This is a genomic window from Streptococcus sp. FDAARGOS_192 (assembly GCF_002073815.2).
GTDB classification, from domain to species: Bacteria; Bacillota; Bacilli; order Lactobacillales; family Streptococcaceae; genus Streptococcus; species Streptococcus salivarius_H.
In genome coordinates, this window is the sequence record NZ_CP020431.2 from 77,325 (window position 1) to 101,430 (window position 24,106).

The following is a 24,106-nucleotide window of genomic DNA, read 5'->3' on the forward strand; positions in this document are numbered from 1 at the left end:
AAAGTGACCATTTAGTCTAATCGCTTGTGAGTTTGACTTGCAATGTATACTAAATGGTTTTTTTAGTTAAATTTTATATAATCAGATGTTAATTAAGCCATCTTTAGGAGTGAGTTTTAATGTTAGAAAAAATTCAATTTATAAATTATAAATGTTTTGAAGATGCAACAATTCCTTTAAGAGAAATTACAATTGCTGTGGGGAAAAATAATGCTGGTAAATCTACTATGATAGAGGGGTTGAGATTGATTGCATTAGCAATAAAAAGTGGTAAAAAACATAATTATAAAGATTTACCTCCTATTTTTCAGCAGAGAAACAAGAAGTCGAAGAAACTTAATTTAGATTCTTTAAAAATTGATCTACGTACAGTGTCTCATTTTTACAAAGAAGATATTATTTCAAAAATAATAGGATATTTTAATGATAAAAATAAGATTGAAATTTATATTTCAGATGATGTTGCTTATGCTTGTTATTATGATAAATCGGGAAGAAATATAAAAAGCGCAAATAAATTTCTAGTAAGTAGCTTTTCAAGAGTTGAGATATTACCTCAAATTGGATTAATTAAAGAAGAAGAAAGACAGTTAGCTGGAAGTACAATTGTTAATGGTCGAGATACTTATTTGTCTAGTAGGCATTTTAGAAATGAGATATTAGATGAGAAAACAAAGGATATAACAGTTTACGAAGAATTTTGTCAGTTAGCAGAGCAAACTTGGCAAGGGTTGAAAGTAAAAGAATTGATTGCACCGTCGAGAGGATTTATAGGGGATAGCACTCCTCCAATCCAATTAATGATAGAAGCAGATAGATTTACTTCGGAGATAGGCTATATGGGGAGTGGTCTTCAAATGTGGCTTCAGATTATTTGGTTTATTTGCAAATCTGCAGAGTCAGAGACTGTGATACTAGATGAACCTGATGTTTATATGCATCCAGACCTACAGAGGAGTTTAGTAAAAATTGTAAAGAATAGATTTAAGCAGGTAATTATTGCTTCACATTCAGTAGAAATTTTATCAGAGGTTAATCCCGAAAATGTACTAATGATTGATAAATCTAAACAAACCATGAAATTCTCTTCAGACATCATTTCTGTACAAAATACATTGGAGGACTTAGGCAGTTCGCAAAACATTACATTGTTAAGGATTGCGAATTCTAAAAAATGCATTTTTGTCGAGAATTCAAGTGATTTAAAAATCTTAAATAAAATTTATGAAAAATGTTACCCAGAAAATAACGATTCACTACTAACACTTCCATTCGTGGAATTAAAAGGAGCAAGTAATCTACCACAAGCTTTTGGGTTATCAAAACTATTTGCGGGTGAAACTAAAGGTAGTATACAAGTAAAATGTATTTTAGATAGAGATTATTTCCCGCAAACTTGGTTAGATAAAAAGATATTTGAAGCAAAAGATGCTGACTTAAATTTAAAATTCTGGAATAAGAAAGAAATTGAAAATTACTTTCTTATTCCAAAAGTTTTATTTGCCATCTCAGGGATGGAAAATGAAATAATTTTTTATCAATATTTGGATAAAAAAATTGATGAAAACTTCAAAGATGAAGTGGCAGATTCATTGTCAACAAAACTAAAAGAATTAAATAGTAAGTGGGACATTGTTAAGGCTAATTCTGAAGCAAGAAAAATACGTGATAAATCATGGAATACTTTAGAAGAAAAGTTATCTATTATTGGTGGAAAGAAAGCCTTAACAATGATAAGAGCTTGGTTCCAGAGTGAGTTTAAAAGGTCCTGCTCGATTGATGATATAATAAAAAACGCTCAAAAAGAAGATTTTGATAAAGAAATTATTGAAATGATTGAATGGCTTAGAGAATAGATTATGGTTTTCACAATTGAATTTATTATAATTAACAATTGAACTCTGGTACTCCTTAGTTTTCAAGTATAGTGGAAGAAGTTTATTACTATTAAAAAACTAACTTACTCATCTTTTTATTAATTTCTATTTTCAAATTACTATTTAATCGTATTGGAAGAAATAGATATTTCAGTAAGCATAGTACCGGATGATAGATTCTATAAATTTATGTCAATTTGAGGAGGATAAAAGTATTGCTTGTTTCTCAGGTGTCTAGAATAGTTAGTTGGCTTTATAAGGCTATGATTTTGAGATATTTTAGGTTTTTAGTGTCACGATTATCATAAAGTTTTCGAAGATTGTAGAAAAAATTCCCTTTAGATACTTTGTATGAATGTAGAGCGCAATCCTCGTTTGATTTTCGTTGAAAATATAAAATCCCCTTCAGTTTTCTTTAAGCAACCAAAGCTATACTATAGTCATCCTAATAAGTATTACTGAACGTCGTTCGGTAGCGCTCACATGTTCTGGTTTTAAGTCAGACAGTGTATCTTTCTTTTTTCATAAATCTCCCAAACAAGTCTAATCTCACAAGGTTAGGCTTGTTTTTATGAAATAAGCAGAAAGTTTTTCATTAAAAGTAAACGCCTGTGTAAGTAAAATGAAAACGTTAGGCAAAGTCAGTGAAAACGTCTAAAAAACCGTCAATTCATTGACTTTCGTGGAAAATAGGACTAAAATAGCAGGGTAAAAATAATTAAAAAGGAGAATTCTACTATGAATCTAACTATCTTAGCCCTCGGTTTGGCCGTTATGGGTGTATCTGTTGGTGAGGGTATCCTCGTTGCCAATATCGCTAAAGCTGCAGCTCGCCAACCTGAGATGTTTAGCAAACTTCAAACATTGATGTTTACTGGTGTTGCCTTTATCGAAGGTACCTTCTTCGTATTGTTTGCCCTTAGCTACATTGTCTAATAGACAAATAAAAGATGAAGGAGGGATGAGCAGTGGAAACTACAAGTAATCCAACCGTCTCATTATTTGGGATTGATTTTGACTTGACTGTCCTTGCCATGTCTCTCTTGACAGTAATTATCGTTTTTGGAGTGGTTTTTTGGTCAAGTCGTAAGATGACCATTAAACCAAAGGGAAAACAAAATGTGCTTGAGTTCATCTATGAGTTTGTGAACAGTACCATTTCTCAAAGTCTTGGGAAATTCACGAAGAATTATAGTTTGCTCTTGTTTGTAATTTTCACCTTTGTTTTTACAGCAAACAACTTAGGTTTGCTTGTGTCTATAAAAAGTGAGCATTACAATTTTTGGACTTCTCCAACATCGAACTTCGGTGTTACTATCACTCTTTCTTTGATTATTACCCTCATTAGTCATATTGAGGGGATCCGTAAAAAAGGGTTTAAAGGCTATCTAAAGGGCTACCTTTCACCATACCCAGCTATGCTCCCAATGAACATTTTGGAACAATTAACCAACCTTGCTTCATTGGCCTTGCGTTTGTTTGGTAACATTTATTCTGGTGAGGTACTTACTGGCTTGATTCTTCAATTGGTGACCTGGTCTGCTTTTGCAGCACCTGTATCCTTTGCTTTGAACCTTGTCTGGGTTGCCTTTTCAGCCTTTATCGGCTTTATCCAAGCCTATGTCTTTATTATCCTAAGTTCAAACTATATTGGTGATAAAGTCAACGAAGAATAATTAAGAAAGGGAGAAATGAAATGTCAATACTTATTAATAGTACGACACTTGGTAATATCATTATCACACTCGGCTCAGTTTTTCTCTTGTATTACCTCATCCGTAAATTCGCATGGGATCAAATTACAGGAATCTTTGCTGCTCGTGAAAAGAAAATTGCCACAGATATTGATAGTGCTGAAAATGCTCGTCAAGAAGCAGAAAGCTTGGCACAAAAACGTCAAGATGAGTTGGCAGGTGCTCGCACTGAGGCAGCTCAAATTATTGATGGGGCCAAGGAAACTGGTAAAACTCAAGAATCAAAAATCATTGCAGAAGCACATGATGAAGCTAAACGCTTGAAAGAAAAAGCAAATCAAGACATCGCCCAAAGCCGTGTGGAAGCACTTGCTGGCGTTAAAGGTGAAGTTGCAGACTTGACTGTCCTCTTGGCGGAAAAAGTTATGAAACAAAACCTTGATGCTAAAGCGCAATCTGACTTGATTGATAGCTATCTTGATCAATTAGGAGATGCTTAATGGATAAGAAAACACAAGCTCTTGTTGAGCAGTATGCCAGAAGCCTGGTAGAAGTCGCTTTTGAACAAGACGCCGTGTCAACAATCCAAGAAGAAGTAAGGCAAATCCTAACAGTTTTTGCTGAAACAAATCTAAAAACCTTCTTGTCGCAGGAAAATGTGACAAGTGAAGCTAAAAAAGAAAGTTTGAGCTTGTTTCAAGAGTCTTGTTCAGTGTATATGAACAATTTTCTTGAGGTAATCTTACTCAATGACCGTGCCAACATTCTCTATGATGTGTTGAAATTGGTCCTTGAGCTCTTTGAACAAGAAGACAATACTTACGATGTTACAGTGACATCAGCAAGTCCCTTGTCTGAGGAACAAAAAGCCCGACTTTTGGCGATTGTTTCACAAAAATTTGAGATTAAGACACGTCGTTTAGTAGAAAAAATTGATGAGGACCTCATCGGAGGATTCGTCATCAAAGCAAAAAATAAGGTTGTTGACACGTCAATTCGCAGTCAATTGCAAACCTTTAAAACGAATTTGAAATAGAAAGTGGTGTGACTTTTGGCAATTAACGCACAAGAAATTAGCGCTTTAATTAAAAAGCAAATTGAAAACTTCCAGCCAAACTTTGACGTCACTGAAACTGGTGTCGTTACCTATATCGGTGACGGTATCGCACGTGCTCGTGGTCTTGATAACGCTATGAGTGGTGAGTTGCTCGAATTTGAAAATGGTGCCTATGGTATGGCCCAAAACCTTGAAACTAATGATGTCGGTATCATTATCTTGGGGGATTTCGTAGCAATTCGTGAAGGCGATATTGTTAAACGTACTGGAAAAATCATGGAAGTTCCAGTTGGTGAAGCCCTTATTGGTCGTGTAGTAAACCCACTTGGGCAACCAGTTGATGGTCTTGGTGACATCGAAACAACAGGTTTCCGTCCAGTTGAAACACCTGCTCCAGGTGTTATGCAACGTAAATCAGTTTCTGAGCCATTGCAAACTGGTCTTAAGGCCATTGATGCCTTGGTTCCAATTGGACGTGGTCAACGTGAGTTGGTCATCGGAGACCGCCAAACTGGTAAAACTTCAGTAGCCATTGATGCTATCTTGAACCAAAAAGGACAAGATATGATCTGTATTTATGTGGCTATTGGTCAAAAAGAATCAACAGTTCGTACACAAGTAGAAACTCTCCGTAAACATGGTGCTCTTGATTACACAATCGTTGTGACTGCCTCAGCATCACAACCATCACCATTGCTTTACATCGCACCTTACGCTGGTGTTGCAATGGCTGAAGAGTTCATGTATAACGGAAAACACGTCTTGATTGTTTATGATGATTTGTCTAAACAAGCCGTGGCCTACCGTGAACTTTCATTGCTTCTCCGTCGTCCACCAGGTCGTGAAGCCTACCCAGGGGATGTCTTCTATCTCCACTCACGTCTTTTGGAACGTTCAGCTAAAGTTTCAGATGATCTTGGTGGTGGTTCAATTACTGCCTTGCCAATCATCCAAACGCAAGCCGGAGATATCTCAGCTTATATCGCAACAAACGTTATCTCAATCACAGATGGACAAATCTTCTTGCAAGAAAACTTGTTTAACTCAGGTATTCGTCCAGCCATTGATGCGGGTTCTTCCGTATCACGTGTAGGTGGATCAGCGCAAATTAAAGCGATGAAGAAGGTTGCTGGTACACTTCGTCTTGACTTGGCTTCATATCGTGAACTTGAAGCCTTTACGCAATTTGGTTCAGATTTGGATGCTGCGACTCAAGCGAAATTGAACCGTGGTCGTCGTACAATCGAAGTTTTGAAACAACCGCTTCATAAACCACTTCCAGTTGAGAAACAAGTTGTTATCCTATACGCTTTGACACACGGTTTCTTGGATAGTGTTCCGGTTGATCAAATCTTGGACTTTGAAGAAGCACTCTATGACTACTTTGATAGTCACCATGAGGATATCTTTGAAACTATTCGTACAACTAAGGATCTTCCTGAGGAATCTGTACTTAATGAAGCTATCCAAGCTTTCAAAGATCAGTCAGAATACAAATAGAAATAGGGAGGACAGCATATGGCAGGCTCTCTAAGAGAAATCCAAGCAAAAATTGCTTCAACAAAGAAAACGAGTCAAATCACAGGAGCCATGCAAATGGTTTCTGCCTCAAAATTGACACGTTCTGAGCAAGCTGCTAAAGATTTCCAAATCTATGCCTCAAAAATTAGACAGATCACAACAGATCTTCTACATTCAGAATTGATTAATGGTTCGTCAAATCCAATGTTGGACGCACGCCCAGTTCGTAAGACAGGTTACATTGTCATTACTTCAGATAAGGGACTAGTTGGGGGTTATAACTCAACAATTCTTAAAGCTGTGTTAGACATGATTAAACGTGACCATGATTCTGAAGATGAATATGCTATCATTTCTATTGGTGGAACAGGTTCAGATTTCTTCAAGGCTCGTAACATGAATGTTGCTTTTGAACTTCGTGGCCTTGAAGATCAACCTAGTTTTGAACAAGTCGGAAAAATCATTTCTAAAGCTGTAGGAATGTATCAAAATGAACTTTTTGATGAACTCTATGTGTGCTACAACCACCATGTTAATAGTTTGTCTAGCGAAGTTCGCGTGGAACAAATGCTTCCTATCGCTGATTTGGATCCCAATGAATCAGAAGGTCATGTGTTGACCAAGTTTGAATTGGAACCAGATCGTGACACTATTTTGGATCAACTCTTGCCACAATATGCTGAGAGTCTTATCTACGGTGCTATCGTAGATGCCAAAACAGCTGAGCACGCAGCTGGTATGACTGCAATGCAGACAGCCACTGATAATGCTAAGAATGTGATTAACGATTTGACAATCCAATATAACCGTGCGCGTCAAGCTGCCATCACTCAGGAAATTACTGAAATCGTTGGTGGTGCAAGTGCACTTGAATAGCTAGAGATTTGTCTTAATTAGACACACATGAAAAAAAGGATGATTGTCATCCAGAAAACTATCATAAGGAGAAAACAATGAGCTCAGGCAAAATTGCTCAGGTTGTTGGTCCTGTTGTAGACGTAGCGTTTGCAGCTGGTGATAAACTTCCTGAGATTAACAATGCATTGGTCGTTTATACTGATGAACAAAAGTCTAAACGTATCGTGCTCGAAGTAGCTCTTGAACTTGGAGAAGGTGTGGTTCGTACCATTGCCATGGAATCTACTGATGGATTGACTCGTGGACTAGAAGTTCTGGACACTGGTCGTCCAATCAGCGTTCCTGTTGGTAAAGATACCCTTGGACGTGTCTTTAACGTTCTTGGTGATACCATTGACTTGGAAGCACCTTTTGCAGACGATGCAGAGCGTGAACCAATTCACAAAAAAGCACCAACTTTCGATGAATTGTCAACATCTACTGAAATCCTTGAAACAGGGATTAAAGTTATTGACTTGCTAGCCCCTTACCTTAAGGGTGGTAAAGTCGGACTCTTCGGTGGTGCCGGTGTTGGTAAAACCGTTCTTATTCAAGAGTTGATTCACAACATTGCCCAAGAGCACGGTGGTATTTCCGTGTTTACAGGTGTTGGTGAACGTACACGTGAAGGTAATGACCTTTACTGGGAAATGAAAGAATCTGGCGTTATCGAGAAAACAGCCATGGTCTTCGGTCAAATGAATGAACCACCTGGAGCACGTATGCGTGTTGCCCTTACTGGTTTGACAATCGCGGAATACTTCCGTGATGTCGAAGGTCAAGACGTGCTTCTCTTCATCGATAACATCTTCCGTTTCACTCAAGCAGGTTCTGAGGTTTCTGCCCTTCTTGGTCGTATGCCATCAGCCGTTGGTTACCAACCTACACTTGCTACTGAAATGGGTCAATTGCAAGAACGTATCACATCAACTAAAAAAGGTTCTGTTACATCAATCCAAGCTATCTACGTTCCAGCCGATGACTATACTGACCCAGCGCCAGCTACAGCATTTGCTCACTTGGATTCAACAACCAACCTTGAACGTAAGTTGACACAAATGGGTATCTACCCAGCCGTTGACCCATTGGCATCAAGCTCACGTGCCCTTTCACCTGAAATTGTTGGTGAAGAACACTATGCTGTTGCGACTGAGGTTCAACGTGTGCTTCAACGTTACCGTGAATTGCAAGATATTATCGCTATCCTTGGTATGGATGAATTGTCAGACGAAGAAAAAACATTGGTTGGACGTGCTCGTCGTATCCAATTCTTCTTGTCACAAAACTTCAACGTTGCTGAACAGTTTACAGGTCAACCAGGTTCTTATGTTCCAGTTGCTGAAACCGTTCGTAGCTTTAAGGAAATCCTTGAAGGTAAATATGACAATCTTCCAGAAGATGCCTTCCGTAGCGTAGGTCCAATTGAGGATGTAGTAGCTAAAGCTAAAGCTATGGGCTACTAATGAGGTGAAGATATGGCACAAATGACCGTACAAGTGGTAACTCCGGATGGTCTCAAATATGACCACCATGCCAGCTTTATCCACGCGGTTACTAAAGATGGTCAAATTGGTATCTTGCCAGGCCATATTAACTTGATTGCGCCACTTGAAGTGGATGAACTCAAGGTTCGTCGTGTGGATGACGAGAGTCACGTCGATTGGATTGCCGTAAACGGTGGTATCATCGAAGTTAAAGATGATTTTATTACTATCGTTGCCGATTCAGCAGAACGTGAACGCGACATTGACGTTTCTCGTGCCGAACGTGCCAAGCAACGTGCCGAACGTGACTTGGAAGAAGCAACTAAATCTGACCGTATTGATGAAGTTCAACGTGCTCAGGTTGCTCTCCGTCGAGCACTTAATCGTATCAGTGTCGGTACAAAATAAGATAAACAAAAAACGAGACTTAGGTCTTGTTTTTTGTTTGTCTTAAAAGAAAACATAAGAAGTAGCAAGGTTTTCAAAGAAAGCTCATTGTAAAACCTATCTGAAGGTAAGTTAAAAAAATAGATTTCCAGTCTTGAAAACGGTTAATTTAGCTTTTACTTTAGTTTAAGGTATCAAAGTGTTATAATATAAGCTGTTAGCTTTATATTTTTAGAAAGAATGTAGAGTAACGTAATAGAAAGTATGAGTTTTTTAAAGATATGAAAATTGAAAAGAAGCATCTTTTAGATTACACCATCTTGATACCTTATTTAATCTTATCCGTGGTTGGTTTAATAGTAGTGTATTCAACAACAAGTGCTCGTTTAGTAGCCTTGGGAGCCAATCCCTTTGCATCTGTTATAAACCAAGGAGCCTTTTGGTTGGTATCCTTGTTCTCTATTTTTTTCATCTATCGACTGAAGTTGAACTTTCTCAGGAAAGATAAGCTTTTGGGTGTTGTTATTGCCTTTGAGATTTTACTTTTGGTCATTGCCAAATTTTTCACCAGGGAAATCAATGGTGCCAATGGTTGGATTGTGCTTGGTCCCTTGTCTTTCCAACCAGCAGAGTACCTTAAGATCATTGTTGTCTGGTTCTTGGCACACACTTTTTCAAAAAAACAGTCTGCTATAGAACGTTATGACTACCAAGCCTTGACGAAGAATAGATGGATTCCAAGGAATGGTAAGGAGCTGAATGACTGGCGTGTTTATTTGCTCGTTATGATTGGTTTGGTTGCTATCCAACCTGACTTGGGTAATGCGGCCATTATTGTATTGACTACGGTAGTTATGTTTTCAATTTCTGGTGTCGGATATCGCTGGTTCACGGCCTTATTTGCCGGTATTGTAGGAGTTTCATCTGCCTTCCTAGGTTTAATTGCCTTGGTAGGGGTACAAACCATGGCTAAGGTACCTATCTTCGGTTATGTTGCCAAGCGTTTCGCGGCTTATTTTAATCCTTTTAAAGATTTGACAGGATCAGGTCTACAGCTATCTCATTCTTACTATGCTATGAGTAATGGGGGGTGGTTTGGTCTTGGGCTTGGAAATTCGATTGAGAAAACTGGCTATCTTCCAGAAGCTACAACAGACTTTGTGTTTTCGATTGTTATTGAAGAATTAGGTCTTATCGGAGCTGGCTTGATTTTGGCTCTCCTCTTTTTCCTCATTCTTCGTATTATGATTGTGGGAGTTAAGGCCAGAAATCCATTTAACTCTATGATGGCGCTTGGTGTAGGGGCTCTCATGCTTATGCAGGTCTTTGTTAATATCGGAGGAATCTCAGGACTGATTCCATCAACAGGGGTTACCTTCCCCTTCCTTTCACAAGGTGGTAACTCGCTTTTGGTAACTTCAGTTGGGATAGCCTTTGTCTTGAACATCGCTGCTAATGAAAAGCGTGATAATATTGTTCAAGCTATTGAGGAAGAATTGTCTCAGACTCAAGAATTAGAAAGTCAAGATGAAAAAATTGTACCTTTAAGAAGAAGTCGTTAATTCGGCTTCTTTTTTTACTTGATAGCGTTTTGCATTAGTAAAGGTAATACTAAAAGCTTGTAGAAGTAGTAGAAATAGAAATACTGAAAGAAATATTTGTGATTACTCTAAAGAAAAATTGAAAACTATATAAAATACTTGCAATTCTATGACATTTTGATAGAATAGTAGAGTAAAGTTAGACTGTATTGCCTACTGTCTATCTATAAAATATATTTTATTGGAGGCTTTTCCTAAATGGCAAAAGAAAAATACGATCGTAGTAAACCACACGTTAACATTGGTACAATCGGACACGTTGACCACGGTAAAACTACTTTGACAGCTGCTATCACAACTGTATTGGCTCGTCGTCTTCCTAGCGCAGTTAACACACCAAAAGACTACGCTTCAATCGACGCTGCTCCAGAAGAACGTGAACGCGGTATCACAATCAACACTGCACACGTTGAGTACGAAACTGAAAAACGTCACTACGCTCACATCGATGCGCCAGGACACGCGGACTACGTTAAAAACATGATCACTGGTGCCGCTCAAATGGACGGTGCGATCCTTGTAGTAGCATCTACTGACGGACCAATGCCACAAACTCGTGAGCACATCCTTCTTTCACGTCAGGTTGGTGTTAAACACCTTATCGTCTTCATGAACAAAGTTGACTTGGTTGACGATGAAGAATTGCTTGAATTGGTTGAAATGGAAATCCGTGACCTTCTTTCAGAATACGATTTCCCAGGTGATGACATTCCAGTTATCCAAGGTTCAGCTCTTAAAGCTCTTGAAGGTGATTCTAAATACGAAGATATCATCATGGACTTGATGAACACTGTTGACGAATACATTCCAGAACCAGAACGTGACACTGACAAACCATTGTTGCTTCCAGTCGAAGACGTATTCTCAATCACTGGTCGTGGTACTGTTGCTTCAGGACGTATCGACCGTGGTGTTGTTCGTGTTAATGACGAAGTTGAAATCGTTGGTCTTAAAGAAGATATCCAAAAAGCAGTTGTTACTGGTGTTGAAATGTTCCGTAAACAACTTGACGAAGGTATTGCCGGAGATAACGTCGGTGTTCTTCTTCGTGGTATCCAACGTGATGAAATCGAACGTGGTCAAGTATTGGCTGCACCTGGTTCAATCAACCCACACACTAAATTCAAAGGTGAAGTTTACATCCTTTCTAAAGAAGAAGGTGGACGTCACACTCCATTCTTCAACAACTACCGTCCACAGTTCTACTTCCGTACAACTGACGTAACAGGTTCAATCGAACTTCCTGCAGGTACTGAAATGGTTATGCCTGGTGATAACGTGACTATCGACGTTGAGTTGATCCACCCAATCGCCGTTGAACAAGGTACAACATTCTCTATCCGTGAAGGTGGACGTACTGTTGGTTCAGGTATCGTATCTGAAATCGAAGCTTAATTAATATTAAGTTCCCAATACAATTATTCGTCAGACAATAATTGAGAGAGTCGAGTTTACTCGGCTCTTTTTGGTGTTTGAAAATACTCGTAATATTATATTTTTGAGGTGTTTTAGATGCTTAATTTAAGTTTTGATTGTGATAAATAGACATAAAGGAGGTTGAGTTTTCGGAATTTTCCTAAAATCCTAGTAATAGTAAGGGATTTGTGATAAAATAAACGAGTAAATAAATAAAAGAAGAGGTATGTGAAATGTCACGTAAACCATTTATCGCTGGTAACTGGAAAATGAACAAAAATCCAGAAGAAGCAAAAGCATTCGTTGAAGCTGTAGCATCAAAACTTCCTTCATCAGATCTTGTTGAAGCTGGTATCGCAGCTCCTGCAGTTGACTTGACAGCTGTACTTGCTGCTGCTAAAGGTTCAGACCTTAAAGTTGCTGCACAAAACACTTACTTTGAAAATGCTGGTGCCTTCACTGGTGAAACTAGCCCACAAGTTTTGAAAGAAATCGGTACTGACTACGTTGTTATCGGTCACTCAGAACGTCGTGACTACTTCCACGAAACTGATGAAGACATCAACAAAAAAGCAAAAGCAATCTTTGCTAACGGTATGCTTCCAATCATCTGTTGTGGTGAATCACTTGAAACTTACGAAGCTGGTAAAGCAGCAGAATTCGTAGGTGCTCAAGTTTCAGCTGCTCTTGCTGGATTGACTGCTGAACAAGTAGCTTCAACAGTTATCGCATACGAACCAATCTGGGCTATCGGTACTGGTAAATCAGCTTCACAAGACGACGCACAAAAAATGTGTAAAGTTGTTCGTGACGTTGTAGCTGCTGACTTTGGTCAAGAAGTTGCTGACAAAGTACGTGTTCAATACGGTGGATCAGTTAAACCTGAAAACGTTGCTGAATACATGGCTTGTCCAGACGTTGACGGAGCTCTTGTTGGTGGTGCTTCACTTGAAGCTGAAAGCTTCTTGGCATTGCTTGACTTCGTTAAATAATTTTAGATAAAGTCGAGGTTTTCCTCGGCTTTTTTGTTTTTTGATGAATAGCTTTATAAATAATTGCTTGGGATAAGACAAATGGTGCAGGTTTGTAAATACGAACGCTTTAGGTGCTCTATTTTATAGGTTTAGGGTTTGACAAATAGAATTGGATTGCCCAAAGAGACAGATAATATGCTATAATGAAAGTAGTATAACTAGAGCTCAGATGCTAATAGTCTGTATGCTCCGCATTTTTTTCCAAAAAAGGAGAGTTAGAATCATGACTTTTGATGCAATTGACCAAATGGCGGTCAGCACTATTCGTTCGCTTTCGATCGAGGCAATTCAAGCCGCGAATTCTGGGCACCCAGGTCTTCCTATGGGTGCAGCGCCGATGGCTTATGTGCTTTGGAACCATGTGATGAATGTTAATCCAAAGACTAGCCGCAACTGGACAAACCGAGACCGTTTTGTTCTTTCTGCAGGTCATGGTTCTGCCTTGCTTTATAGTCTCTTGCACCTTTCTGGCTACGACGTGACAATGGACGACTTGAAGAACTTCCGTCAATGGGGATCTAAGACTCCAGGTCACCCTGAAGTTAACCATACAGATGGTGTTGAAGCGACTTCAGGACCTCTTGGTCAAGGGATTGCTAATGCTGTAGGTATGGCAATGGCTGAAGCGCACTTGGCAGCTAAATTTAACAAACCTGGTTTTGATATTGTTGACCATTATACTTATGCCCTCCATGGCGATGGTTGTTTGATGGAAGGTGTTTCTCAAGAAGCTGCTAGTCTTGCTGGTCACCTTAAACTTGGTAAGTTGGTACTTCTTTACGATTCAAATGATATCTCACTTGATGGACCAACTTCAATGGCTTTCACAGAAGATGTTAAGGCTAAGTTTGAAGCTTATGGTTGGCAACACATTCTTGTTAAAGATGGTAATGATTTGGAAGCTATTGCTAAAGCTATCGAAGAAGCTAAAGCTGAGACAGATAAACCATCTATTATCGAAGTTAAAACAATCATTGGTTACGGAGCTGAAGGACAAGGAACATCAGCTGTCCACGGTGCTCCAATTGGTCAAGACGGCATTGATCATGCAAAAGGTGTTTATGGTTACGATGCACCAGCATTTACAGTTCCAGATGAAGTCGCACGTCGTTTCGAAGTTGGTATTAAATTCCGTGGTGAAGCTGCTGAAAATGCTTGGCAAACTAAATTTGCAGAATATGAAGCTGCTTATCCAGAATTGGCTGCGGAATACAAGGCTGCCTTTGCAAATGAACCTGTACACGTTGACTTGAATGCTCATGAATTGGGTTCAGCAGTAGCTAGCCGTGTGTCAAGCCAACAAGCTATCCAACAGATTTCTGAACAAGTTCCTTCATTCTGGGGAGGTTCAGCAGACCTTTCAGCTTCTAACAATACTATGGTTAAGGCTGAGTCTGATTTCCAAGCAGATAACTATGCTGGACGTAATATTTGGTTTGGTGTACGTGAGTTTGCTATGGCAGCAGCTATGAATGGTATTGCTCTTCATGGTGGTACTCGTGTTTATGGTGGTACTTTCTTCGTCTTCTCAAACTACTTGCTTCCAGCAGTACGTATGGCAGCTCTTCAAAACTTGCCAGTAACTTATGTTATGACACACGACTCAGTAGCAGTTGGTGAAGATGGACCTACTCACGAACCAATCGAACAATTGGCAAGTGTGCGTTCAATGCCTAATCTTAACGTTATCCGTCCTGCAGATGGTAATGAAACTAATGCTGCGTGGAAACGTGCCTTGGCTGAGACTGAACGTCCAACAATGCTAGTTTTGACACGTCAAAACTTGCCAGTCCTTGACGGTACAGCTGAAAATGCTGAAGCTGGTGTTAATAAAGGGGCTTACATCATCTCAGAAGCTAAAGGTGATCTTGATGGTATCATCATTGCGACTGGTTCTGAAGTGAAATTGGCTCTTGATACTCAAGCAGCTCTTGAAGCTGAAGGCGTGCATGTCCGTGTTGTTTCAATGCCATCACAAAATCTCTTTGATGAACAAGATGCTGCATATAAAGAAGAAGTTCTTCCAGCAGCTGTGACAAAACGTTTGGCTATCGAAGCTGGAACTAGCTTTGGTTGGGGCAAATACGTTGGTCTTGCAGGTAAAACACTTACTATTGATACTTGGGGCGCCTCAGCACCTGGTGACCGTATCTTTAAAGAATATGGTTTCACTGTTGAAAATGCCAGTCAACTTTACAAATCATTGTAAGAAAAGAAAGAGCTTGGTTAGTCCAAGTTCTTTTTTTGTAAATGTTATACAGAACTTGACTTTTTAGGGCATAGTGTTAGAATGACTGTGTCAGCCGATTTAGCTCAGTTGGTAGAGCAACGCACTCGTAACGCGTAGGTCACAGGTTCGAAACCTGCAATCGGCATGGTCAGAGGTATTCAGATAGAAACAGGGTTTTTTAGAAACCTCTGTTTTCTTTTGTCCTTGATTGTTCTTTTAAGCTAAAATTTGATAAAATAGAAGATGAAAAAAAATAAAGGAAGTATCATGTCAAAAGGGTTATTAATCTCAATCGAAGGGCCAGATGGTGCTGGAAAGACTACAGTTTTGGAGGCTCTTTTACCACGTTTAAGAGAGGTTTATCCAGCTCAGGTTGTGACGACACGTGAACCAGGAGGAGTAGCTATTGCAGAGCAAATCCGTGAGGTTATTCTGGATGTAGATAATACGGCTATGGATGCTAAGACAGAGCTCTTGCTCTATATTGCTGCTCGCCGTCAACATCTGGTTGAGAAGGTTTTGCCAGAGCTTGAAAAGGGCAATATGGTCATCATGGATCGCTTTATTGATTCATCAGTTGCCTATCAAGGTACTGGTCGTGGCTTGGATCAGGATGAGATTGCCTGGTTAAATGCCTATGCGACTGATGGGTATAAACCTGATGTGACCCTATTGTTTGATGTGGATTCTGAGACTGGTTTGGCCCGCATTGCAGCTAGCAGCGAACGTGAAGTCAATCGGTTGGATTTAGAGAAACTTGACCTACATCAGCGTGTACGTCAAGGTTATTTAGATTTAGCACAGGCTGAACCAGAACGTATCAAGCTAATCGATGCTTCACAGGATTTTGAGGATGTTGTAGAGCAAGCTTGGAATGTAATTAAAGACTATTTATAAGGAGCAAGATGAAGTTAGCTGAAAGTCAAAGCAAACTATTTGAAGAGTTTTCACAAATTATCAGAGAAAATCGTTTGAGTCATGCTTATTTGTTTTCGGGTGATTTTGGAAGTCTCGACATGGCTATTTGGCTAGCACAGAGTCGGTTTTGTCTGACTCCTGAGGATGGTCTACCTTGTGGCCACTGTCGTCCCTGTCGCTTGATTGCACAGGGGGACTTTTCTGATGTTAAATTAGTAGAGCCACAAGGACAGATTATTAAGACGGACACGATTCGTCAGTTGACTAGAGAGTTTAGTCAATCGAGTTTTGAGGGGCAGGCTCAGGTTTTTATCATTCGGGATGCAGATAAGATGCACGTCAATGCTGCTAATAGTCTATTAAAGTTTATTGAAGAGCCTCAAAGTCAGATTTATATTTTTCTTTTGACAGCTGATGATAGTCGTATGTTACCGACGATTAAAAGCCGAGCTCAACTCTTTTATTTTCCAAAGAATCGGGCTTATCTGGAAGAGTTGTTGCAGAAGGAGGGTTTGTTGCTGACACAAGCCAAAGTGTTGGCGGACTTTGCTAAAGATGATGTTCAGGCTTTAGACTTAGCTAAAGATAATAAGATTCTTGATCTGATTACTACAGTAGAGCGTTTCACACAGTCCCTGCTATCTAATCAAGATCTGCTTTATTTGGACGTTGCAAAACTGGCTGTCCAGTGTAGTGAAAAGTCGGAACAAGAGATGGTCTGGGCTTTTTTAACTTATCAATTGGGGAAGGATATACAAAATCCACAAGCAAGGCGATGGCTAGACTTAGTTTATGAGGCACGAAAAATGTGGCTAGCTAATGTCAGCTTTCAAAATGTAATGGAGTATATGGTATTATCATGACAGAAGTCATTGGAATAAAATTTGAAGAAACTGGAGCAGTAGAATACGTTGTTCCTGATAAAAATTACGCCAAAGATGACTTTGTAGTCGTTTTGGAGAAAAAAGATACGCGCCTAGCCCAGGTTGTCATGGAAAACACTGATTTTCCTGAGCTTAGTTTGCCTGCGGATTTGAATCGGGTTGAAGGATTGGCAGGAGAGAAAGATTTTGCTAGATATGAGGAAAATCTTTTGAAGGCTGAAAAGAGTATGGGAGTAGTGGCTGAATTAATTGCTCAAAATCAGCTAGATATGAAGGTGGTTGATATTGTCTTTCCGCTAAATAACTCTTATGTGTTAATCAGTTTTGTAGCTGAAAAAAGAGTCGATTTTCGTCAGTTACTCAAAGATCTGGCTTCTTACTTTAAGACACGTATTGAGTTGCGTCAAATTTCAAGTCGTGAGGAATCAAAAATCTATGGCGGCTTAGGACCTTGTGGACGGGCACTTTGTTGTTCTAGTTTTTTGGGTGAATTCCCACCAGTATCGATTAAGATGGCTAAAAATCAGAGTTTATCTTTGAATTCTGGTAAGATGAATGGGGTCTGTGGTCGACTTATGTGTTGTCTCAGTTATGAAGATGACTTTTACCGAGATAGCAAGGCTAGTTATCCTGATTTGGGTGATGAAATTGAAACCAAGGATGGCACGGGTCAGGTCGTTGCCATTGATGTGATTGCAGGGACCATTAAGGTTGTATTTGAAAAAGGGCGTGCGCCCCTAACTTATGGAGTGGAGGAAGTTCAGCTAAATGGAAAAGCGTGAATTGTATGATAAATTCGAGGAATTATCACAAAATTTGATGTCTATGTTGGCAGAAGTGGAAGCAATTAAGGCGAACTTCTCAGGGATTCTGGATGAAAATACGGCCCTCAAGTTGGAAAACGACAAGTTACGTGAGCACTTGAGTCAAGTGGTTCAGGAGGAGACAGGGACTAAAATGTCTCATGGTAAGGTGAACCTCGAGGCTATTTACGATGATGGGTTCCATATTTGTCCAGATTTTTATGGCCAACGTCGTGATAATAATGAAGCTTGTGGCTTCTGTGCAGAATTGTTGTACGGAGACTAAATATGCAGGTTCAAAAGAGTTTTAAGGGGCAATCTAGCTACGGTACCCTCTATCTGGTTCCCACTCCTATTGGGAATTTGCAGGATATGACTTTTCGTAGTGTGCAAATCCTGAAAGAGGTGGATCTTATTTGTGCGGAGGACACGCGCAATACGGGTCTCTTACTCAAGCATTTTGAGATTGAAACCAAGCAGTATTCTTTTCATGAGCACAATGCCTATGAGAAAATTCCAGATTTACTGGAGCGTTTGAAGTCAGGTCTTTCTTTGGCTCAGGTTTCTGATGCGGGTATGCCTTCCATTTCGGATCCTGGGCATGATTTGGTCAAAGCCGCCATTGCTGAGGATATTCCTGTGGTGGCCTTACCGGGAGCATCAGCTGGTATTACAGCCTTGATTGCTAGTGGTTTAGCACCCCAACCTCATATTTTTTATGGCTTCCTGCCTCGTAAAAAGGGACAGCAGATTGATTTCTTCAAGGAAAAAGTATCTTATCCTGAGACACAGATTTTTTACGAGTCACCTTACCGTGTGGCGGATACCCTCGAAAATATGTATGAGGTCTATGGCAACCGTCAAGTAACGCTAGTTCGAGAATTAACCAAGCTTTATGAAGAGTACCAGCGAGGGTCAATTTCAGAAATTTTAGATTATATTGCTAGTAATCCTCTCAAGGGAGAATGTTTACTGATTGTGGCTGGAGCTTCTGAAAATGATAGGGAAGAAAATCTAACATCAGATGTTACGCCAGTGGAGGCTGTTGAAGCTTTAATTGCTTCTGGTATGAAACCTAATCAGGCTATAAAAACCGTTGCTAAAGAGCGAAAAATAAACAGACAAGAGCTTTATAACCTTTTCCATGGGGTTTAAGAGACTCTTTTTTTGTGGCGACATAAGATGTCAGAAAAGAAAGAATTATCAAAAAATTCCGTAGATACGCTTGTTTATCTCATGTTTTTGTGTTATATTATCTGACATAAAATAATTTGAGAATTGGAGTGGTTTCATGGATACAGGTAGCAGTGCCTTTATATTGATTTGTTCTGCCATGGTTTGTTTGATGACACCAGCCTTGGCCTTCTTCTATGGTGGGCTTGGACGTCGTAAGAATGTTATCAATACCATGATGATGTCTGTTCTTCCCTTAGCTATAGCTTCTCTCTTGTGGATTGTTGCTGGCTACTCGCTTTCTTTTGGCGGTCATGGGAATTTCTTCGGTAATTTCAGTCACCTTTTTTTAAATGGTGTGTCTGAAACGGCCTCAAGCCGTGGTTTAACCATTTCTGATATGCTGTTTGCCGCTTTTCAGATGATGTTTTCGATTATCTGTGTGGCGATATTGACGGGTTCAGTGGTAGGACGGATGCGCTTTACACCTTTAGCCATTTTTGTTGTCTTTTGGTTACTTTTTGTCTATTATCCATTTGCACATATGGTTTGGGATGAAGGGCTCCTTGCAAAATGGGGGACGATTGACTTTGCAGGTGGTGATGTGGTTCATATTACCTCAGGTGTATCAGCCCTAGTTTTGGCAATCGTTGTTGGTAAACGGCGTGATTTTGGCATTTTAGAACACCGTCCTCATAATGTTCCTTTTGTCCTATTGGGAGCGGGTCTCTTATGGTTTGGTTGGTTTGGCTTTAATGCAGGATCAGCCTTGGCTGCCAATGGTTTGGCAGTTCACGCGCTAGTAACCACTCATGTGTCAGCTGCTGCAGCCATGTTTTCATGGTTGGCAATTGAAAAACATGTCACAGGACATCCATCCTTGGTTGGTGGTTCAACCGGTTTGGTAGCAGGTCTAGTTGCAATCACACCTGGAGCTGGTTTTGTTTCAATTTGGAGTGCTATTCTAATTGGTCTTATGGTTAGTCCGATTTGTTTCTATGCTATTTCAGTCTTGAAGAAACGTTTTGCCTATGATGATGCTTTGGACGCTTTTGGTTGCCATGGTGTTGGAGGTATCTTTGGTGGTTTTGCCACTGCGATTTTTACGACACCAGATTTAGCCCTAGATAAGGCCAATATTGGCTTGATTTATGGAAAGGCGCATCTGTTTATTGTGACATTTTTGGCTATTATTTTTACAGCTATTTGGTCTGCTCTTGTGACCTATGGTATTATTAAAGTAATTGCTCATTATATGCCTTTACGTGTTAGTGACCGTGATGAAGCTATTGGTCTTGATGACTGTGAACACAAGGAAACAGCCTATCCAACCTTTATGGGCTTAGATTCGTAGGAGAATTCAGATGAAAAAAGTAGAAGCAATTATTCGTTCAGATAAATTAGAAGATTTGAAAAATGCCTTGACTGGTAGTGGCTTGGCCAAGGGAATGACTGTGAGTCAAGTACTAGGTTATGGTAATCAACGTGGCTTTGCAGAGTTTGTTCGTGGACAGCGCATTGTTCCTACCTTATTAGCTAAGGTTAAGGTTGAAATTGTAGTCAAAGATATGGCAGTTGACGAAGTTGTTGATGCTATTTGTAGCGCCGTAGCGACAGGAGAAGTTGGTGATGGGAAGATTTTTATTGTTCCTATTGATGATGTTATCCGTATTCGTACTGGTGAACGTGGTGGAGACGCCATTTAATATAATGAAGGCTTAAACCGGTTGGTTTGGGTCTTTTTTAGTGAATTTTGATATACTTAGAGAAGTTAGTATGATTGAGGGGGTGACCAATTGGCAAAAGGAAAAAAGAAAAGCAAGTCGAAAGCTAGACCTAAGAAAACTAAAAAGAAAAAGAAGTCTTTCTTGCTCTTTCCTAAATTTTTCCAGAAGTGGAGTCTGATTTTTATTGGCCTATTTGCCTTATTGGGACTCCTTTCTAGTTTAAATTTTCCAAGGTTGACCATGGAAAAGAACATGACATCTACGGATGAGACGACGGTTGCTTTTATTGCCGAGATTGGCGAGACGTCCCGCTATTTGGCGGCTAGAAACGATCTTTATGCATCTGTCATGATTGCTCAGGCCATCTTGGAATCTGACTCTGGACAATCTACTTTGAGTCAGAAGCCGTCCTATAACTTCTTTGGAATTAAGGGGGACTACAATGGTCAAAGTGTAACCCTACCAACCTGGGAGGATGATGGTAAGGGCAATCCTTACTATATTGATGCAGCTTTTCGTTCTTATGGCTCTGTGGAAAATTCTTTACAGGACTACGTAGACTTCCTTGAGGGTAGCTACTATGTAGGGGTACACCGTTCCAAGACTAAGAATTATAAGGATGCGACAGCTGCCCTAACAGGGGTCTACGCTACGGATACAACCTATGGAGAAAAATTAAATAGCATCATTGAACAATACCAGTTAACCATTTATGACACTTATTAGGGTCGAAGGAGAGTAAAATGAATCAGAATCAAGTGAAACTCATTGCAATTGACATGGACGGGACGCTCTTAAATAGCCAAAAAGAGATTCCTGAAGAGAATATCAAGGCTATTCAAGAGGCGGCTGCGGAAGGTATCAAAATTGTCCTTTGTACAGGACGCCCACGTTCAGGCATTCTTCCTCATTTTGAGAAATTAGGACTGAGTGAAGAAGAGTATATTATCATGAACAATGGTTGTTCAACTTATGAGACAAAAAATTGGACCTTGCTGCAATATGAAAGTTTATCTCGCACTGAGATGGAAGAACTCTTGCAGGCTTGCGAAGACTTTCCAGAGGTGGCTCTAACCTTGACTGGAGAAAAGACTTACTATGTTGTGGGCGATGAGGTGCCTGAGTTAGTCGCTTATGATGCTGGCACTGTCTTCACAGAAGCGAAAGCTAGGAGTTTGGAAGAAATCTTTGCGGAAGGTCAAGTGATTTTCCAAGCCATGTATATGGCTGATTCTGAACCTTTGGACGCCTTCCAAAACGCAGTGCAAGATGGACTTAGTCAGAGCTATAGTACAGTTCGTAGTCAAGACTATATCTTTGAAATCATGCCACAAGGGGCAACAAAGGCTAGCGGGCTTAAACATTTAGCAGAAAAGCTTGACATTAACCCAGATCAAATCATGGCTCTAGGCGATGCTGCTAATGACCTTGAAATGCTTCAATTCGTCGGTCAAAGTGTTGCCATGGGTAATGCTAGTGACGACATTAAAGATTTGTGTAAGTATGTGACCTTGACAAATGACGAGGCAGGTGTGGCACACGCCATTCGTACCTGGGCTCTATAAGAAAAAGACCTTTAGCTTTATTGTTTGCTAAAGGTTTTTCGATTTTTAATAATGGCGATGAGTGTGGTTAGTGTGATAGTGACGTCAGTGATGGCAGCTGGGTAAGCCTGAATGGTCAAATCGTAAATGAGCCAGAGTAACATATTTTCAATAATGACCCAGCGAAGCCACTGAAGGTTTGGTGTGGTAGCAATCGCTAGGCTATAGGAGACGGAGGAAATTATAGGTAAATAACCAATAATCCCCAGTTGATTGAGATAGGTTCCGACGATGATTTGAATAATGATGAGGGTGGTCAAGATAGTTTTGGTCATCTTCTTTTTGACCATCAAGCTATTACGAATGATGGAAATACTAATGGTTAAAGCACCCGTATAGCCCCCTAGAAGTAGGTTGGCAATAGCAGTAAAAATATAGTCGGTAATTTGCCAGACCAGCATTTTATGTTTTGATTTTGCAAAAGAGGATATGGCGACACAGAGAGCTCCGATGGCTGAGAATACTTGTGCTAGAAGATAGATTGTCATGGTATAACTTTCAATTTTTGTCTCCATTATATCACAAGGATTCAAGAGATTTTCATCTCATTTTTAGAATTTACAGCCCTAATATGTTGGCGTTTACATTAGAAAATGATATAATAAAAGTGTAGAAAAGATTGTTCCCTTAATAGTAGAGAGAACCCTATGTTGCCTTGTAACATAGGTCCTTTCTTTACTTTTTACGATAGACTAGAAATGAGGAAATAATTATGAAAAACAAATTTTCCCAAGCAATCGTGCTTTCCATGGTTACCCTTTCCTCAGTGGTTTTGTTGACAGCCTGTTCCAGCCATAAGGAATCGAGTTCAGCAGATAAGACGCCTAAGAGCAGCCAGGTGACCTCATCAAGTAAGGCTAAAACATCCAGTAAAGATAGCGGTAAGACTAGCAAATCTAGTGCTAAGGTCAAGGAATCTTCGGGTTCAAAGACGGAGTCTTCAAGCACGCAAAGTAGTCAAAAGGCTTCTGTCCCAAGTTCGAGTAGTAGTCAGGCTCAGTCATCATCTTCAAAGAGTTCATCAGTTCCCTCAAGTAGCCAGTCCCAAGCACCTAAATCATCAAACGAGAGCCAATCTTCAGCCAGTCAATCTCAAGTGCCAAAGAGCTCAAGTGATAGCCAAGCTTCAAGTAGCCAATCTAGCAGCCAAGCTCAATCTAAAACGGATACGCAAGTAACCACCGTGGATATGGATGTGAGTGCTGTAGCGCGTGGTCAGTTTGATAGTATTGCTGGTACTTGGAAGTCCAGTGATGGCAGTCGTCTGGTCTTTAATAACACTAGTCTAGTAGGAGATATCACTGCCCAAGGTCAAGCGACAGTTCACAATTATGTGCACCCGAAAGATAATTATCAAGAAGGCTCAGGTAAGTATGATGCCACTCTTTCAAGAGATAGGGGTGACACCTCTGGTATTGTTGGCGATATTAGTTTTGTTTCTAAAAAGGCAGCTATTTCTGGTCCTAGCTATGAACAAGATACCATTCAAGTAACCAGTACTGGTGGAACAAAGGTCTACTTTAAAGAATCAGACAATGTGACGCTACCTAAAGATGTGACAGTTACTGACAATCAACTTCCAATTGATGGTGGTATAGCAGAATCTGGCAGTTACACGCTTACCAAACGCACAGTTGTCAAAAATACTCCTAGTGATACAGCTCCAGTTGAATTTTACTTAGAAGCAGGCGATAAGATTAACTTTGATATGAAGGTTACTCAAGACGGTCATAGTTGGATTTCTTACATCAGCTATAGTGGTGTTCGCCGTTATGTTCAAGTGGATTAAATAAGATATC

General features: G+C 39.9%; 24 protein-coding genes and 1 tRNA gene. 24 read left to right on the plus strand and 1 reads right to left on the minus strand.

Annotated features, from left to right (window positions below; genetic code table 11):
- Positions 1-119 precede the first annotated feature (119 nt).
- The 23 genes from A6J31_RS01425 (at position 120) to A6J31_RS01535 (ending at position 22,268) form a co-directional block, all read left to right on the plus strand.
- Positions 120-1,856: an ATP-dependent nuclease gene (locus A6J31_RS01425; RefSeq protein WP_080610307.1), complete on the plus strand. Its 1,737-nt coding sequence runs from the start codon at positions 120-122 to the stop codon at positions 1,854-1,856.
- A gap of 759 nt (positions 1,857-2,615) precedes the next feature.
- Positions 2,616-2,813 carry a F0F1 ATP synthase subunit C gene (locus tag A6J31_RS01430; RefSeq protein ID WP_002890193.1) on the plus strand — a complete coding sequence of 66 codons (198 nt, stop codon included), beginning with the start codon at positions 2,616-2,618 and terminating at the stop codon, positions 2,811-2,813.
- Between the two features lie 32 nt (positions 2,814-2,845).
- Positions 2,846-3,553 carry a F0F1 ATP synthase subunit A gene (gene atpB, locus A6J31_RS01435; RefSeq protein ID WP_080610308.1) on the plus strand — a complete coding sequence of 236 codons (708 nt, stop codon included), beginning with the start codon at positions 2,846-2,848 and terminating at the stop codon, positions 3,551-3,553.
- 20 nt (positions 3,554-3,573) lie between these two features.
- On the plus strand, positions 3,574-4,071 hold the full coding sequence (atpF, locus tag A6J31_RS01440; protein WP_014634008.1) for a F0F1 ATP synthase subunit B: 498 nt from the start codon (positions 3,574-3,576) through the stop codon (positions 4,069-4,071).
- On the plus strand, positions 4,071-4,607 hold the full coding sequence (locus tag A6J31_RS01445; protein WP_080610309.1) for a F0F1 ATP synthase subunit delta: 537 nt from the start codon (positions 4,071-4,073) through the stop codon (positions 4,605-4,607). Before atpF ends, A6J31_RS01445 begins: the two co-directional genes overlap by 1 nt.
- Before the next feature lie 15 nt (positions 4,608-4,622).
- On the plus strand, positions 4,623-6,128 hold the full coding sequence (gene atpA / locus A6J31_RS01450) for a F0F1 ATP synthase subunit alpha (RefSeq protein ID WP_002885972.1): 1,506 nt from the start codon (positions 4,623-4,625) through the stop codon (positions 6,126-6,128).
- 18 nt (positions 6,129-6,146) lie between these two features.
- Positions 6,147-7,025 (plus strand): F0F1 ATP synthase subunit gamma, encoded by an 879-nt coding sequence (locus A6J31_RS01455; RefSeq protein ID WP_002886026.1) that lies wholly within the window; start codon positions 6,147-6,149, stop codon positions 7,023-7,025.
- A 77-nt stretch (positions 7,026-7,102) separates the two neighbouring features.
- The gene (gene atpD, locus A6J31_RS01460) at positions 7,103-8,509 is read left to right on the plus strand and encodes a F0F1 ATP synthase subunit beta (RefSeq protein ID WP_002885994.1); all 1,407 of its coding nucleotides are present in this window, start codon (positions 7,103-7,105) and stop codon (positions 8,507-8,509) included.
- Between the two features lie 12 nt (positions 8,510-8,521).
- On the plus strand, positions 8,522-8,938 hold the full coding sequence (locus A6J31_RS01465; RefSeq protein WP_002890211.1) for a F0F1 ATP synthase subunit epsilon: 417 nt from the start codon (positions 8,522-8,524) through the stop codon (positions 8,936-8,938).
- Between the two features lie 260 nt (positions 8,939-9,198).
- Positions 9,199-10,479 (plus strand): cell division peptidoglycan polymerase FtsW, encoded by a 1,281-nt coding sequence (ftsW, locus tag A6J31_RS01470; RefSeq protein ID WP_037620423.1) that lies wholly within the window; start codon positions 9,199-9,201, stop codon positions 10,477-10,479.
- A 237-nt stretch (positions 10,480-10,716) separates the two neighbouring features.
- Positions 10,717-11,913 carry an elongation factor Tu gene (gene tuf, locus A6J31_RS01475; RefSeq protein WP_002886182.1) on the plus strand — a complete coding sequence of 399 codons (1,197 nt, stop codon included), beginning with the start codon at positions 10,717-10,719 and terminating at the stop codon, positions 11,911-11,913.
- Between the two features lie 254 nt (positions 11,914-12,167).
- A complete protein-coding gene (gene tpiA, locus A6J31_RS01480; protein ID WP_002885895.1) occupies positions 12,168-12,926 on the plus strand; it encodes a triose-phosphate isomerase in 759 nt (252 codons plus the stop codon).
- Positions 12,927-13,191: 265 nt separating this feature from the next.
- Positions 13,192-15,177: a transketolase gene (tkt, locus tag A6J31_RS01485; RefSeq protein WP_080610310.1), complete on the plus strand. Its 1,986-nt coding sequence runs from the start codon at positions 13,192-13,194 to the stop codon at positions 15,175-15,177.
- Positions 15,178-15,270: 93 nt separating this feature from the next.
- Positions 15,271-15,343: transfer RNA gene (locus A6J31_RS01490), tRNA-Thr, on the plus strand.
- A gap of 122 nt (positions 15,344-15,465) precedes the next feature.
- Positions 15,466-16,095, plus strand: coding sequence for a dTMP kinase (tmk, locus tag A6J31_RS01495; RefSeq protein WP_070576472.1), 630 nt, complete (start codon positions 15,466-15,468; stop codon positions 16,093-16,095).
- 8 nt (positions 16,096-16,103) lie between these two features.
- Positions 16,104-16,979 carry a DNA polymerase III subunit delta' gene (locus A6J31_RS01500; protein WP_080610311.1) on the plus strand — a complete coding sequence of 292 codons (876 nt, stop codon included), beginning with the start codon at positions 16,104-16,106 and terminating at the stop codon, positions 16,977-16,979.
- Positions 16,976-17,782 carry a regulatory iron-sulfur-containing complex subunit RicT gene (gene ricT, locus A6J31_RS01505; protein WP_049545797.1) on the plus strand — a complete coding sequence of 269 codons (807 nt, stop codon included), beginning with the start codon at positions 16,976-16,978 and terminating at the stop codon, positions 17,780-17,782. The genes A6J31_RS01500 and ricT overlap by 4 nt, the downstream gene beginning before the upstream one ends.
- Complete coding sequence (gene yabA / locus A6J31_RS01510) at positions 17,769-18,089, plus strand: DNA replication initiation control protein YabA (protein WP_002887582.1); 321 nt, start codon at positions 17,769-17,771, stop codon at positions 18,087-18,089. The genes ricT and yabA overlap by 14 nt, the downstream gene beginning before the upstream one ends.
- Before the next feature lie 2 nt (positions 18,090-18,091).
- Positions 18,092-18,958 (plus strand): 16S rRNA (cytidine(1402)-2'-O)-methyltransferase, encoded by an 867-nt coding sequence (gene rsmI / locus A6J31_RS01515; protein WP_049545796.1) that lies wholly within the window; start codon positions 18,092-18,094, stop codon positions 18,956-18,958.
- A 136-nt stretch (positions 18,959-19,094) separates the two neighbouring features.
- Positions 19,095-20,330, plus strand: coding sequence for an ammonium transporter (locus A6J31_RS01520; protein ID WP_080610312.1), 1,236 nt, complete (start codon positions 19,095-19,097; stop codon positions 20,328-20,330).
- Between the two features lie 10 nt (positions 20,331-20,340).
- Positions 20,341-20,682 carry a P-II family nitrogen regulator gene (locus A6J31_RS01525; protein WP_080610313.1) on the plus strand — a complete coding sequence of 114 codons (342 nt, stop codon included), beginning with the start codon at positions 20,341-20,343 and terminating at the stop codon, positions 20,680-20,682.
- Between the two features lie 90 nt (positions 20,683-20,772).
- The gene (locus tag A6J31_RS01530; protein WP_080610314.1) at positions 20,773-21,429 is read left to right on the plus strand and encodes a glucosaminidase domain-containing protein; all 657 of its coding nucleotides are present in this window, start codon (positions 20,773-20,775) and stop codon (positions 21,427-21,429) included.
- Positions 21,430-21,446: 17 nt separating this feature from the next.
- Positions 21,447-22,268 carry a Cof-type HAD-IIB family hydrolase gene (locus tag A6J31_RS01535; RefSeq protein ID WP_080610315.1) on the plus strand — a complete coding sequence of 274 codons (822 nt, stop codon included), beginning with the start codon at positions 21,447-21,449 and terminating at the stop codon, positions 22,266-22,268.
- 17 nt (positions 22,269-22,285) lie between these two features.
- Here the strand turns inward: A6J31_RS01535 and A6J31_RS01540 are convergent, their stop codons facing one another.
- Positions 22,286-22,795 carry a YgjV family protein gene (locus A6J31_RS01540; protein WP_105291386.1) on the minus strand — a complete coding sequence of 170 codons (510 nt, stop codon included), beginning with the start codon at positions 22,793-22,795 and terminating at the stop codon, positions 22,286-22,288.
- A 224-nt stretch (positions 22,796-23,019) separates the two neighbouring features.
- Between A6J31_RS01540 and A6J31_RS01545 the strand changes: the two genes are divergently transcribed.
- Positions 23,020-24,096, plus strand: coding sequence for an SH3 domain-containing protein (locus A6J31_RS01545; RefSeq protein WP_037599645.1), 1,077 nt, complete (start codon positions 23,020-23,022; stop codon positions 24,094-24,096).
- The last annotated feature ends 10 nt before the right edge of the window (positions 24,097-24,106 follow it).

What these genes read in the sequence shown, in the direction of transcription:
- A6J31_RS01465 (WP_002890211.1), top strand. Translation starts at nt 8,522, where the DNA reads ATGGCACAAATGACCGTACAAGTGGTAACTCCGGATGGTCTCAAATAT.
- A6J31_RS01525 (WP_080610313.1), top strand. Translation starts at nt 20,341, where the DNA reads ATGAAAAAAGTAGAAGCAATTATTCGTTCAGATAAATTAGAAGATTTG.
- A6J31_RS01500 (WP_080610311.1), top strand. Translation starts at nt 16,104, where the DNA reads ATGAAGTTAGCTGAAAGTCAAAGCAAACTATTTGAAGAGTTTTCACAA.
- tpiA (WP_002885895.1), top strand. Translation starts at nt 12,168, where the DNA reads ATGTCACGTAAACCATTTATCGCTGGTAACTGGAAAATGAACAAAAAT.
- A6J31_RS01540 (WP_105291386.1), bottom strand. Translation starts at nt 22,795, where the DNA reads ATGACAATCTATCTTCTAGCACAAGTATTCTCAGCCATCGGAGCTCTC.
- A6J31_RS01430 (WP_002890193.1), top strand. Translation starts at nt 2,616, where the DNA reads ATGAATCTAACTATCTTAGCCCTCGGTTTGGCCGTTATGGGTGTATCT.
- rsmI (WP_049545796.1), top strand. Translation starts at nt 18,092, where the DNA reads ATGCAGGTTCAAAAGAGTTTTAAGGGGCAATCTAGCTACGGTACCCTC.
- ftsW (WP_037620423.1), top strand. Translation starts at nt 9,199, where the DNA reads ATGAAAATTGAAAAGAAGCATCTTTTAGATTACACCATCTTGATACCT.
- A6J31_RS01535 (WP_080610315.1), top strand. Translation starts at nt 21,447, where the DNA reads ATGAATCAGAATCAAGTGAAACTCATTGCAATTGACATGGACGGGACG.
- atpF (WP_014634008.1), top strand. Translation starts at nt 3,574, where the DNA reads ATGTCAATACTTATTAATAGTACGACACTTGGTAATATCATTATCACA.
- atpD (WP_002885994.1), top strand. Translation starts at nt 7,103, where the DNA reads ATGAGCTCAGGCAAAATTGCTCAGGTTGTTGGTCCTGTTGTAGACGTA.
- A6J31_RS01425 (WP_080610307.1), top strand. Translation starts at nt 120, where the DNA reads ATGTTAGAAAAAATTCAATTTATAAATTATAAATGTTTTGAAGATGCA.
- A6J31_RS01455 (WP_002886026.1), top strand. Translation starts at nt 6,147, where the DNA reads ATGGCAGGCTCTCTAAGAGAAATCCAAGCAAAAATTGCTTCAACAAAG.
- tmk (WP_070576472.1), top strand. Translation starts at nt 15,466, where the DNA reads ATGTCAAAAGGGTTATTAATCTCAATCGAAGGGCCAGATGGTGCTGGA.
- yabA (WP_002887582.1), top strand. Translation starts at nt 17,769, where the DNA reads ATGGAAAAGCGTGAATTGTATGATAAATTCGAGGAATTATCACAAAAT.
- ricT (WP_049545797.1), top strand. Translation starts at nt 16,976, where the DNA reads ATGACAGAAGTCATTGGAATAAAATTTGAAGAAACTGGAGCAGTAGAA.
- A6J31_RS01545 (WP_037599645.1), top strand. Translation starts at nt 23,020, where the DNA reads ATGAAAAACAAATTTTCCCAAGCAATCGTGCTTTCCATGGTTACCCTT.
- A6J31_RS01520 (WP_080610312.1), top strand. Translation starts at nt 19,095, where the DNA reads ATGGATACAGGTAGCAGTGCCTTTATATTGATTTGTTCTGCCATGGTT.
- tkt (WP_080610310.1), top strand. Translation starts at nt 13,192, where the DNA reads ATGACTTTTGATGCAATTGACCAAATGGCGGTCAGCACTATTCGTTCG.
- A6J31_RS01445 (WP_080610309.1), top strand. Translation starts at nt 4,071, where the DNA reads ATGGATAAGAAAACACAAGCTCTTGTTGAGCAGTATGCCAGAAGCCTG.
- tuf (WP_002886182.1), top strand. Translation starts at nt 10,717, where the DNA reads ATGGCAAAAGAAAAATACGATCGTAGTAAACCACACGTTAACATTGGT.